The organism is Klebsiella sp. OBRC7 (genome assembly GCF_000293135.1).
Lineage (GTDB): Bacteria > Pseudomonadota > Gammaproteobacteria > Enterobacterales > Enterobacteriaceae > Klebsiella > Klebsiella michiganensis.
Genome location: NZ_ALNJ01000020.1, coordinates 38,279 through 50,212, shown reverse-complemented (window position 1 = coordinate 50,212; position 11,934 = coordinate 38,279). Strand labels below are relative to the sequence as shown.

Here is an 11,934-nt window from a genome sequence, read left to right as displayed (position 1 = left end):
GGCTACCTTTAAGCAACGGGAATGTCGGCACCGAAAAAATGGCGCGTAGGTTAGCACAAGTGGCTGAGGCAAGCACCATTCCACCGGTATCGACAAGTGAGCGTTTCGGCACAAAACGCAGGCGCTTTGGCACAATAAAAAACTTGCCGGGATCTTACAGTATTTCCTCACCTGACGGAGGAAAATACGATGAAAACAGGATTGAAGGTCGCAGCCGCGATGATGGTCATTATGAGCGGGACGGTGATTGCCGCGCCGTTTAGCGTCAGCAGCGCGGATATGCGCGACGGCAAGACGCTGGCGCAGACGCACTGGTTTGGCGGTTTTGGCTGCACCGGCGGCAATATCTCACCGGAGATCGCCTGGAAAAATGCTCCGGCGGGTACCCGCAGTTTCGCGGTGACCGCTTACGATCCGGATGCGCCGACCGGGAGCGGCTGGTGGCACTGGACGGTGGTGAATATAGCCCAACAGGTGACTGGCTTAGCCGCTGGCGCCGGAGACAAAAATAACGCTAAACTGCCCGCCGGGGCGATACAGGGGCGCAATGACTTTGGCTATGCGGGCTTTGGCGGCGCGTGTCCGCCCGCCGGAGATAAACCGCATCGCTACCGCTTTACGGTATGGGCGCTTGATACCCCGACGCTGCCCATTGATGGCGAGGCCAGCGGGGCGTTAGTCGGATTTATGTTACACAGCCACGCTATCGCCAGCGCGCAGTTAACGGCGCTGGCCGGAAGATAATAAAAAGGGCGGCATGATGCGGAACATCCATTTTCACCATAACGCGTTAACGGCGGCGGAAATCACTACCCGTCGTTTATGCAAACTGCACCGCGTCACGCTGTTCTCGCCCGCGATCTGCCGGGTAAACCGCGGCAGTAAGGTCATTGTGCAGGGTGCCAGCGAGATGCTGGCAACGCCGCAGCAGCTGATTATTTTGCCCGCCGAGGTTGAGCTCGAGGTGATTAATCAGCCGGAAAACGGGCTGTTTTGCTCCGACCTGCTCTCGCTTACGCCGGAACTGCTGGCGGATTTTAAGCACCGCTATATGAGCGAGGCGCAGACCGGTCGTCTGACGTCGCTTTGCGCGCCGCTGGCGCCGGAAATGTCGTTTATGTGGCAAAGCGTCCTGCGGGCGGTACGGGAGGGGCTAAGCGCCGAACTGCAGCACCATCAGGCGATGGGATTGCTGCTGGCGCTGTATCAGGCTGGCTACGCAGGGCCGCTGCTCAACGAGCGGCGCGAGGACATAACCGGTCAGGTCAGGCAAATTATTATGCTGTCGCCTGCCGAAGCGTGGAGCGTGGCGAAAGTGGCTAAAATGCTCTTTCTTGGCGAATCGACGCTGCGCCGTCGTTTGCAGCAGGAGTCCCGGAGCTTCCGCCAGATCGTGGAAGAGGTCCGTATGGCCTACGCGCTGGGGCAATTACAGTCTACGTCGCGACCCATTGGCGACATTGCGCAAAGCAGCGGCTACCTGTCAGGCTCGCGCTTTAGCGCCCGTTTTCGTCAGCACTATGGATTATTACCTAAGCATGTACGCTGACGGAATTTGCTATCCTCTGTATTGAGTCATTGGCCGAAAAGGGGGGAACATGGCAACGGTTTGCACGATGGCGTGGGTATACGGCTCTGTTCAGGGCGTCGGGTTTCGCTATTCGACCCAGCGCGAGGCGCTGCAGCTGGGATTAACGGGATACGCGCGCAATCTCGACGACGGCGGCGTGGAGGTTCTGGCCTGCGGAGAACCAGACCAGGTGGAGAAACTTATTGCCTGGCTGAAGGCCGGTGGGCCGCGCAGCGCGCGGGTGGACAGGGTTCTGACCGAGCCCCATCAGCCCACCAGAGAGTGGCAGAAATTCGCCATTTTGTATTAGATGCATTTAACCGGTTTAGGCAGTCCGGCGATTTTTGTCGCCTGCTTAGCCGGGCCTTTCGGGAACAGGCGGTAGAGATAGCGGCTGTTGCCTTTCTCTTCGCCAAACTTGTTCGCCATGGCCTTCACCAGCATACGAATCGCCGGTGAGGTGTTAAATTCCAGATAAAAGTCGCGCACAAAGCGCACCACTTCCCAGTGCTCAACGGACAGGCTGATGCCCTCCTGCTCGGCGATAACGGCCGCCATCGCTTCGTTCCACAGGGTTGTGTCCTTCAGATAGCCTTCGCTATCGGTCTCTATTTCATTGCCTTCAAAGATAAACATGATTCTTCACATACCGCTGAAAATGGCGGCAGTGTAGCAAAAAATAAGGCCCCGCATAAGCGGGGCCTGAGTACAGACGGGGAGAGGATTAGTCTCTGCTGGCGAAGCCAAGGATGCTCAGCAGGCTGACGAAGATGTTGTACAGCGAGACGTACAGGCTAACGGTCGCGCGGATGTAGTTGGTTTCACCGCCGCGGATGATGTTGCTGGTCTCAAACAGAATGGCGCCTGAAGAGATCAGGATAAACACCGCGCTAATCGCCAGATGCAGAGCCGGCAGCTGCAGGAAAATGTTGGCAACCATACCGATGAGCACGACCACCACGCCCGCCATCAGCATTCCGCCGAGGAAGGACATATCTTTACGGGTGGTCAGCACGTAGGCCGAGCAGCAGAAGAACACCAGTGCGGTACCGCCCAGCGCCAGGCCAATCAGATCGCCCATACCCGCAGACAGGTAGGCGTTAAGCATTGGCCCCAGGATGTAGCCCAGAAAACCGGTAAAGGCGAACGCGGAAATGATACCCGTTGGCTTATTCGCGGTTTTATAGGTCAGGAACATCAGGCCGTACATACCGACCAGCGTCAGAATCAGGCCCGGAGAAGGCAGCATCAGCACCGTGCTGGCCGTCGCCGTAATAGCGGAAAATGCCAGCGTCAGGCTAAGCAGGAAATAGGTGTTCCGCAGAACTTTGTGCGTGCTAAGTAGCGATGAACGGTCTCGCGACGATGTAATTATACGATCCATGAGTCACTCTCTTATGACAGATGTAATTAATAACGAAGCATAAAAAAAACAGGGCCTAAGCCCTAATGCTTTTACCCATCTTTACTCAAAGCCAGCGGGCTGAATGCAGCATATTATTCCAGGATAAACAGAATAAGTGGCATTTTTATTTGTTCGCCTTCCGGAGTCAGATCGAAATCTGATAACTCACTGAAAAATATTGCGTTATAGCCATTCTGCGACTAACTCTGGAGAGGGTACTCACGAAGCGTAACTAAGGCAAGGGATATGAAAACACAAAAATATAATCACATCACACGCGTACTGGTGGCCGTCGGTCTGTTCTCCATGGTCATCCCGGCGCTGGCCGCTCAGGTACCGCCGGGAACGGCGTTGGCCGAAAAGCAAGAACTGGTCAGAAATAACGGTAGCGAACCGTCGTCGCTGGATCCGCATAAAGTGGAAAGCGACGTTGAAAACAACATTATCAGCGATCTTTTTGAAGGTCTGGTCAGCGTATCGCCAACAGGAGAGATTGAGCCCCGGCTGGCGGATAAGTGGGAGAATAAGGACAACACCGTCTGGACGTTCCACCTGCGTCCCGGTGTGACCTGGTCCGACGGTACGGCGATCGCGGCGCAGGATATTGTCTGGAGCTGGCAGCGTCTGGTGTCGCCGCTCACGGCGTCGCCTTACGCGAGCTATCCCGGCAATATGCATATCGTCAACGGTGCGGAAATCGCGCAGGGGAAAAAAGCGCCCGAGACGCTGGGCGTCAAAGCGGTAGATGATGCCACCCTTGAGGTCACCTTAACTCAGCCGAATGCGGCGTTTTTGGCGATGCTGGCGCACCCATCTTTAGTTCCGCTCGATAAAGTGCTGATATCGCGCTACGGCGACAAATGGACCAAACCGGAGCATATCGTAACCAGCGGGCCCTATAAGCTGTCGCAGTGGGTGGTGAATGAGCGCATTGTGGCCGAGCGCAATCCGCGCTACTGGGATAACGCGCATACGGTCATCAATAAGGTGACGTACCTGCCGATAAGCTCTGAAACCGCCGACGTCAACCGCTATAAGGCGGGAGAGATCGATATTGTGTATACGGTACCGATTAATCAGTTTGCCCAGCTCAAAAAAACCATGGGCGATCAGCTGGATGTTTCGCCCCAGCTGGCCACCTATTATTACGAATTCAACACCACCCGGCCGCCGTTTAACGACCCGCGCGTACGGCGGGCGCTGAATATGGCCCTCGATAAAGACATTATCGCGGAGAAGGTGCTGGGGCAGGGGCAGCGTCCGGCCTGGCTTATCAGCCAGCCTGACATCGGCGGGGTGAATCTGCACAATCCCGAGTACGCCAGCTGGCCGCGCGAGAAGCGCATCGCCGAGGCGAAAAAGCTATTGAGCGAGGCCGGGTATAATGAGACCCATCCGCTGGTCTTTAATCTGCTCTATAACACGTCCGAATCTCACCAGCGAATTGCCATCGCCGCCAGCTCAATGTGGAAAAAGAATCTTGGCGTTGAGGCGAAGCTGCAAAACCAGGAGTGGAAGACCATGCTCGACGCCATGCATACGCACAATTTTGACGCCGTCCGCTACGCGTGGATAGCCGACTATGACGACGCCGCGACGTTTCTCAATAACTTCCGCACCGGCGACAGTGAAAATACCAGCCAGTACAGCAACCCGGCCTACGATGAGGCGCTGCGCAATGCGGCAAAAGCCTCTGACACGACGGCACGGGGCAAGTTCTACCAGCAGGCGGAGGATCTGTTAGGTCAGGATGTCCCGGCCATTCCGGTCTATCACTACGTGCGCACCCATCTGGTCAAGCCATGGGTAGGGGGATTTACGCCGGATAAGCTGGGGTATTACTACACCAAAGATATGTACATCAAAAAACATTAACGCGAAGAGGGTGGTTTGCGCTGAAAATCTGCGCAAACTGCCTGAATTTCAGACGAATAACGCGTTTTTGTTTAATTTTAAGGCAGTTGAATAAATTGGTGCTTTACAGCCTGAACAGAGGTGTTTATAGTGCGCCTCATTGGAAGCGTGGCCGAGCGGTTGAAGGCACCGGTCTTGAAAACCGGCGACCCGAAAGGGTTCTAGAGTTCGAATCTCTACGCTTCCGCCAAATATAAACCCCGAGCTATTTAATAGCTCGGGGTTTTTCGTTTTATATGCTTTCTGTTGCACCATTATCCAGATTAAGCGTTGATGCAGCTTCCGCGTAGGTAAACGCTGCCTCAACCTGTACCTAACGCAGCTGCGCGCAGGCTTCGGCAATCCGCTGACAGGCCTGCGTCAGCAGCCCATCTTCTACCGCGTAGGCAATACGTAAATACCCCGGCATGCCGAACGCGGACCCGTGTAACACGGCCACCTGAGTATGTTCTAACAGCCAGTTCGCCAGCCCGCTGTCGTCGCGGAGGGGTTCGCCGGTGGGCGTCACTCGCCCAATGAGCTGCTGGCAGTTGGCAAACACATAGAATGCGCCCTGGGGGATGCCAGCGCTCAGGCCTTCGGTAGCGGCAATCATCCCCAGCACCTGCAGACGGCGCTTATCCAGCGTGTGCAGCCAGTCCTCTAAGAAGTCCGCCGAATGGTTAAGGGCAGCGACCGCCGCAGCCTGCGAAATCGCGCTGGGGTTGGAGGTGCTTTGTGATTGCAGGATCTGCATGGCGGCAATGAGCCACTGCGGCCCGCCCGCATAGCCCAGACGCCAGCCGGTCATGGCGTGGCTTTTGGACACGCCGTTCACCGTCAGCGTACGCGAAACCAGCTGCGGCGCGGCCTGAGCAAACGTGGTGAACGGGGTATTGTCGTAACGCAGCGGTTCGTAAATGTCGTCGGCCATCACCAGCACCTGCGGGTAGTCCGCCAGCACGTCTGCCAGCGCGCGCAGCTCCTGTTCGCTGTAAATCGCCCCGGTCGGGTTGCCCGGCGAATTGAGGATCAACCAGCGCGTTGACGGGGTGAGGGCGGCGGCCAGTTGTTCCGGCGTCAGCTTCCAGCCGTGTTGTTCATCGCAGGGCACAATCACCGGTTCGCCGTCGGCCAGAGAGACCATATCCGGGTATGAGACCCAGTAGGGCGCGGGAATAATCACCTGCTGCCCGGCGTCCAGGGTTGCCAGAAAGGCGTTGAAAATAAGCTGCTTGGCGCCGCTCCCGGCGATGATCTCTTCCGGACGGTAGCGCAGCTGATTGTCGCGAGCGAACTTGGCGGCAATGGCCGCCTTGAGCGCTGCGGTGCCGGAAACGGCGGTATACTTAGTCTGGTGATGCACGATAGCTTCAATGCCCGCATAGCTAATATGGGGCGGGGTTGCAAAATCCAGTTCCCCTTCGCCCAGGTTGATAACCTGCTTGCCTGCGGCTTCCAGTACCCGTACCTGGTCAGAAATGGCCGCGGTCGGTGAAGGCCGTACGGATTGCATACGACGGGCGATTTGACTGTTATTCATAAATCCTCTTTTGTATCTAATGATTCAATTAATACAATTAGGTACCCAACATCAGCAGGAAACTCGCCGTGTCACCGATCTTTATTCTCGATAACAGCTCCGCGCCCGCCCGCTACGGTATCACCGCCAGCCTGTGGGCCAATCGTCTTGGGTTGCCCCTCTGGAGCCTTCGCCCCGACTTCGCCGGGGATGTACCCGATAGCCACCAGCACGTCATTCGTGCAGGGTACTGCGTGACCAGCGGCCTCTGGCGCAGCGATACGCTGCGTGAAGAGGTGCGCGATATCGCCCGCCTGCCGTCATCAGACGCCGTCATTGTGCTGGCGTCCTCGCAGGCGCCGCTTATCGCCGACCTGCCGGGCCAGCGGCTTTGCAGCGACGACCGCCGCCACAGCCTGACGCTCAGCGATGGGCAACACACGCTGTTAGATCTCACCGCCGACCGCTATGGCCGCTGGGATAGCGGCGTGTCGTCGTCTGCCGGCGGGTCCTTGCGCATCGCGCTGATTGGCCGCGAGGCGGACCACCGTCTGGTCTATCCCGCCACGCTCGGCTCGCTGGGCGATGCCGCGGCGTCGCTAGGGCTGAACCTGGAGGTCCATTTCTTTGCGCCGGTCAGCCTGTCCACGGGATTACACGAGCTTCAGGCCTTCCAGGGCGTGGTGCTGCCAGGCGGTTCCTCGATGGCGGCGGTCAACGGACAAATCCGCGTGGCGGAAGAGACCCTGGCCCGCGGGCAGCCAACGCTGGGGCTGTGCCTGGGAATGCAGAGCATGATGACCGCAGCCGTGCGCCGTAGCCCGGGTTTCGAATCGGCCATTCCCGCGGAAGTCGCCCCCGATGAAGCCCTGCACAGCTTTGTTCCCTTTGCCGATGGTCGTCATCGCTGCGGCGTATTCCCTTTTTCCTCCGGGCTTATCCCCGGCGATATCCGCGAAATGCACTACAACCATCGCTACTGTTTTAACCCCGAGTTATTGCCGGCGCTGTCTCCCGGCGGGGTCAGCGTGAGCGTGCAAAGCGACGGTATCGTGGAAGCCGTTTCCCAGCCTGAGCTGCCGTTCTGGCACGGGGTTCAGGGGCATCCGGAACTGATGTCCCGCCCGGATGCGCCCCATCCGCTGTTCGTCGCGTTCCTACAGGCGGCGCTTAACGCGCCAGCGTAACCCCGCTGCGATGGTCGCTGGCAAGCTCCTGCATTACGCGGGTCAGCTCTGCCAGCGCCGCGTCGCCGATCGGTTTTAACGGTGCGCGTACGGTGCCGCCGTTAAAGCCGCGCAGCGCCATCGCCGCTTTCACCAGCTGCGGCTGACCGTGTTTGCGCGCCAGCGCCCGATACGCGTACCACAGCTGATGCAAATCGCGGGCGGTGGCGGCGTCGCCCCGTTCTACGGCGCGGAAGGTATTGACGATCAGCTCCGGCAGCGCGCCGCTGTTGGTCGTGCTGATGCCGTCAAATCCGGCCATCATCGGCCCGAGGAAAGCCAGATCGGAGGCACAGAACAAACGCAGCCGCCCGCGCAGGCGGTTGGCGATCTGGTCGATGGCGGTAGGGTTGAGATCGCCCTGTTTGATGCCGACCACGTTCGGGATCTCTGCCAGCCGTTCCAGCAGCGCCGGGGAGAGGGTGATGCCGATGCCCGGCGCGTTGTACACCAGAATGCCGGTTTTGGATAACGGCGCCATCTCATTGAAGTAGCTGACGATCTGTTCGTCAGTGATTTCGCTAACAAAGGGGGCTGTGACCATCGGCAGCCCGCCCAGCTCGCTTGCCAGCAGGGTCAGCTCGCGGGCGTCGCGCGGGTCGGAACTGGCGCTGCACAGCATCACCGCCACGCGGTCGTCCACGCAGCCCATCACCTCATGAAACAGCTCGCGGCGTTCTTCGACGGTCATTACCGGAAACTCACCGTAGGTGCCGCCAATCAGCAGGCCGTCATAGCCCAGATCAATCACGCGTTCGATATTTTCACGCAGCGCCGGGAAGTCGATCGCGCCGCTGGCGGTGAACGGGGTGACGGTGATGTTGAAAATGCCGCGCAGGCGTTCACGGCACTCGTTGATATCTTTCATCTTTCTTTCCTTACAGCAGCGTTAATGGGCGAGCCAGGGAACCCAGCTGGCGATATCCGGTTTCAGTCACCACCACGGTTTCGCTGACGCCGACGGTGAATTGACCGTAGATACGCAGGGCCGGCGGGATGTGGAAGGTCATGCCAGGCTGCAGCTCGGTGGTGACGCCGCTGTACAGGCTGAGAATGCCGCCTTCGCCCCAGTCCGGCGCGAAGGCGATACCGATGGAGTAACCGGTGCGTTTTTTGAAGTTTTCGGTGAATCCGGCGCGGTCGATCACCTTCTGGCAGGCCAGGTGCGGCGCTTCGCAGGTGGCGCCCGGACGAATGGCGTCGAGGGCGGCCTGCAGGGCTTCCTGACAAACTTTTTCCATTTCGATGGCGATAGCGGGCGGGCGGCCCAGCCAGGCGGAGCGCATCATCGCGGCGTGGTAGCGATCGTGGGCGGCGGACATCTCCAGAAAGACCGGGTCGTTATCCTGCATTACCCGACGTCGCCACGTGCCGTGCGGCACGCCGCTGCGTGGGCCGGTAGAAACCAGCGGTTCCATGCCGACATACTCGGAACCGGCGGCAATAGCGGCCCCCATCATCGCGGAGACCAGCGCGTTTTCGTCCGCGCCGCTGCCAATCGCCGCTATCCCGGCGCGCATGCCCGCATCCACATAGCGCGCCGCGAGGGCGATTTTTTCCACCTCCGCCGCCGATTTCACCGCGCGCAGCGGTTCGATGACGCCCGCGGTATCGGCGATGGTGCCGAGCTTCGCCTGCAGGGCTTCATAGACGGCAATCGGCAGGAACCAGCCGCGTTTGTCCAGCCCAATGCGTTTGTTGAGCCATCCGCGCTGTTGCAGCATGCCCACCAGGAAATCCACCGGGTTATCGCCATCCTGGTAGATGGCGGCGTCTGAAATAAAGGTGTTGGCGATAAAGTTAAAGTATTCGAGCTGGCGAATCACAAAGACCGGATCCCCTTCTACCGGCAGCAGCAGCGCCTGAAAGGTGTAATAGCCCGGCGTTTGCTGACCGGTAAGCCAGAAAATGTTTTCCGGGCCGGTCACGATCATCACGTCCACGCCCGCGCGGCTTAAGCGTTCGCGGGTACGCTGAATGCGCTGCGCATATTCGTCGGCGCGAAAGGCGGACTCGCTGCCCTGAATCACATTGTTAACATCTTGCATCATTAAACTCCTGGAGTAAGTTGGCCCGCGCGGCATCGAACTGCACGCCCAGACCGGGAGAGTCGTTAACGGCGACCATGCCATTGCGGTATTCCAGCCCGCTGACGGGATCGTCGGTTAATCCATCGGCGCCATACAGTTCGGCGAATGCCGGTTGCACCACGCGGCACAGCTGGAGCGCGGCGGCGGTGGCGGCATGGCCTTCATTCATCTGGCCAATCATGAACGGCACGTCGGCGAGTCGCAGACGGCCGGCGGCGGCAAGCGTCGGAGCAACCCCCCCCAGTTTCACCAGCTTGAGATGCCCCCACAGCGCACCTTTTGCGGCGATAAGCCGGGTGATAGCCGCCTCGCTGGTGAGGCTTTCGTCGAGCATGATCGGGATGCCGTAGCCGTACAGTTCAGCAAGCTGGCTATCGTTTGCCGGGCTTAACGGCTGTTCGATATAGCTGAGATTCAGCTCGCGCAGATAAGGGAACGCCGCGTGGGCCTGCGCCAGCGACCACTGGCCGTTCACGTCAATCGCCAGCGAAATCTGCTGACCAAACCGCAGCCTCAGCTTTTGCAGGCGGGCCAGGTCGGTGGCGAAATCCGCTACCCCCGTGCGTAACTTCAGCTGGGTAAAACCGCGATCGACATAGCGCTGCGCCTGCGCCAGCATCGCTGCTTCGCTGCCCCAGAACAGCGTCTGATTGGTGTGCCAGGCGGGCAGGCCAGCTGGCGCTCCCAGCCAGGCGGCGACGCTGACCCCGTTCTGACGCGCCATCAAATCGTGCAACGCCATATCCAGCGCCATGCGCGACGGCGGCAGCAGCGTGCGGTCCTCCTCGTGCAGCGCGGCAAGTTGCGCCGCGGGCGCCTGCCACCAGTCCCAACCGTTGAGGTGCTGAAGCAGGTTGTTCAGCACCTGCTCTTCGCGGTAGCCGTGCAGGTAGCGAATGTTGAGACGCACTTCGCCAATCCCCGTCACGCCACGGTCCTCCAGGCGCAACCAGAGGGTGTCGAGCGCCGTCACCGGGCCGGAGGCGGCGGTATGCAGCGTCACGCCGGCGTAATGCAGGTCTCCCCGAAAGAGCTGCGCTTTCATAAATCGGATGCCGGCGGCAGCATGGCGAGCGCAATATCGAGATAGATATCTGCCGCGGCGATAAATTCATCGACGGGGACGAATTCATCGGGCTTGTGGGCCACGGCCAGCGAGCCGGGGCCAATCACCACGCCCTTTGCGCCCAGCGAACGGAAATGCACCAGGTCGCAGCCGCCCTGAAAACCAAACGGGCCGGGTTCGCGCTGTCCGTGACGGCGGCAGGCGGCAAGGCTTTGCTCGACAATGGCTTCGCTGCTGTCGGTTTGCGTCGCGCCGCCGGTGGTGGGCTGCCAGGCGATAATTTCCGCTTCCACGTTTGCCTGCGCGTACGCGTGGTCGAGAAGCTGTTGCAGTTCGGCTTTGACAACCTCTTCGTCTTCCCCCGGTACCATGCGGCGATCGAGCAGCAGCTCGCAGCTGTCTGGCACCACGTTGTCCGCATGGCCGCCGTGGATGCGGGTCACCGTCAGGCTGGCATTGCCGACCAGATCGTGGCAGCGGCAACGCACCTGCTGGTGGTGGGCCTCTTCGATCAGCCCTAAAAGGCGCGCGGACTGGTAAATGGCGTTAACCCCCAGCTCCGGCGTTCCGGAGTGCGCGGTGACGCCTTTTACCCGCACGCGAGGACGCAAGCTGCCTTTGTGAGCCGAGAAGGTCGCATTCGATGTCGGCTCGCCAATCACCGCGAAATCAATCGCCGGCGGGGTGTCGCGTACGTAGAATTTCGCCCCTTCGCTGGCGACCTCTTCATCGGCGGTGAACACGCCCATCAATGTGCCGGACCAGCGCTGACGGTTGGCGGCCAGCAGACGCAGGGCTTCAATCATCGCCACCAGCGGGCCTTTGGCATCGCAGGCGCCGCGCCCGTACAGGCGGCCATCGCGTTCGCAGAGCGTGAAGGGATCGCTGGCCCAGCCGCTGCCCGCCGGAACGGTGTCGATATGGGTGTTGAAGGCGAAGCACGGCCCCGGTCCATTGTGCAGGACGGCGATAACGTTGGTCCGCCCCGGCGCGTATTCGCTAAAGGAGAGATCGAACCCGGCGGTCAGCAGCCAGCCTTCCAGACATTCGGCGGCTTCACGCTCATGGCCCGGTGGATTTTCCGTATTGATGGCAACCAGCGTCGCTAAATCCTTTTTCATTCGTGCGCTGTCAACCTGGTAACTGGACATAGGAACTCCGT

The 11,934-nt window shown here is 59.7% G+C and carries 12 protein-coding genes and 1 tRNA gene; 6 read left to right on the top strand and 7 right to left on the bottom strand.

Annotation, left to right across the window (positions count from 1 at the left end):
* Window positions 1-189 precede the first annotated feature (189 nt).
* From HMPREF1144_RS04415 to yccX, 3 genes are read left to right on the top strand one after another with little or no spacing between them, the layout of a single operon-like run.
* The gene (locus tag HMPREF1144_RS04415) at window positions 190-744 is read left to right on the top strand and encodes a YbhB/YbcL family Raf kinase inhibitor-like protein (protein ID WP_009651934.1); all 555 of its coding nucleotides are present in this window, start codon (window positions 190-192) and stop codon (window positions 742-744) included.
* Between the two features lie 16 nt (window positions 745-760).
* Window positions 761-1,549: a helix-turn-helix transcriptional regulator gene (locus tag HMPREF1144_RS04410; RefSeq protein ID WP_009651931.1), complete on the top strand. Its 789-nt coding sequence runs from the start codon at window positions 761-763 to the stop codon at window positions 1,547-1,549.
* Between the two features lie 49 nt (window positions 1,550-1,598).
* Window positions 1,599-1,880: an acylphosphatase gene (gene yccX, locus HMPREF1144_RS04405; protein WP_004849561.1), complete on the top strand. Its 282-nt coding sequence runs from the start codon at window positions 1,599-1,601 to the stop codon at window positions 1,878-1,880.
* Here yccX and tusE read toward each other — a convergent pair.
* Complete coding sequence (gene tusE / locus HMPREF1144_RS04400) at window positions 1,877-2,206, bottom strand: sulfurtransferase TusE (protein WP_004849563.1); 330 nt, start codon at window positions 2,204-2,206, stop codon at window positions 1,877-1,879. The two genes, yccX and tusE, sit on opposite strands and share 4 nt — an antisense overlap.
* Window positions 2,207-2,294: 88 nt before the next feature.
* The gene (yccA, locus tag HMPREF1144_RS04395; RefSeq protein ID WP_004100829.1) at window positions 2,295-2,954 is read right to left on the bottom strand and encodes an FtsH protease modulator YccA; all 660 of its coding nucleotides are present in this window, start codon (window positions 2,952-2,954) and stop codon (window positions 2,295-2,297) included.
* Between the two features lie 267 nt (window positions 2,955-3,221).
* Between yccA and HMPREF1144_RS04390 the strand changes: the two genes are divergently transcribed.
* Both HMPREF1144_RS04390 and HMPREF1144_RS04385 read left to right on the top strand, forming a co-directional pair.
* Entirely contained in the window at window positions 3,222-4,850 is a 1,629-nt protein-coding gene (locus tag HMPREF1144_RS04390; protein ID WP_004849566.1) for an ABC transporter substrate-binding protein, read from the top strand.
* A 141-nt stretch (window positions 4,851-4,991) separates the two neighbouring features.
* Window positions 4,992-5,079, top strand: a tRNA-Ser gene (locus tag HMPREF1144_RS04385).
* A 123-nt stretch (window positions 5,080-5,202) separates the two neighbouring features.
* On the opposite strand, the gene HMPREF1144_RS04380 is transcribed toward HMPREF1144_RS04385, so the two are convergent.
* Window positions 5,203-6,411, bottom strand: a complete 1,209-nt coding sequence (locus HMPREF1144_RS04380; protein ID WP_009651949.1) for a pyridoxal phosphate-dependent aminotransferase — start codon at window positions 6,409-6,411, stop codon at window positions 5,203-5,205.
* Window positions 6,412-6,479: 68 nt separating this feature from the next.
* On the opposite strand from HMPREF1144_RS04380, the gene HMPREF1144_RS04375 reads away from it, so the two are divergent.
* Entirely contained in the window at window positions 6,480-7,577 is a 1,098-nt protein-coding gene (locus tag HMPREF1144_RS04375; RefSeq protein ID WP_009651926.1) for a glutamine amidotransferase-related protein, read from the top strand.
* Here the strand turns inward: HMPREF1144_RS04375 and HMPREF1144_RS04370 are convergent.
* From HMPREF1144_RS04370 to HMPREF1144_RS04355, 4 genes are read right to left on the bottom strand one after another with little or no spacing between them, the layout of a single operon-like run.
* Window positions 7,561-8,484: a dihydrodipicolinate synthase family protein gene (locus HMPREF1144_RS04370; RefSeq protein WP_004849574.1), complete on the bottom strand. Its 924-nt coding sequence runs from the start codon at window positions 8,482-8,484 to the stop codon at window positions 7,561-7,563. The two genes, HMPREF1144_RS04375 and HMPREF1144_RS04370, sit on opposite strands and share 17 nt — an antisense overlap.
* 10 nt (window positions 8,485-8,494) lie before the next feature.
* Entirely contained in the window at window positions 8,495-9,664 is a 1,170-nt protein-coding gene (locus HMPREF1144_RS04365) for a M24 family metallopeptidase (protein ID WP_009651953.1), read from the bottom strand.
* Entirely contained in the window at window positions 9,651-10,751 is a 1,101-nt protein-coding gene (locus HMPREF1144_RS04360; RefSeq protein WP_009651929.1) for a mandelate racemase/muconate lactonizing enzyme family protein, read from the bottom strand. The genes HMPREF1144_RS04365 and HMPREF1144_RS04360 overlap by 14 nt, the downstream gene beginning before the upstream one ends.
* The gene (locus HMPREF1144_RS04355) at window positions 10,748-11,923 is read right to left on the bottom strand and encodes a M20 family metallopeptidase (RefSeq protein ID WP_004849579.1); all 1,176 of its coding nucleotides are present in this window, start codon (window positions 11,921-11,923) and stop codon (window positions 10,748-10,750) included. Before HMPREF1144_RS04355 ends, HMPREF1144_RS04360 begins: the two co-directional genes overlap by 4 nt.
* Window positions 11,924-11,934: the final 11 nt, after the last annotated feature.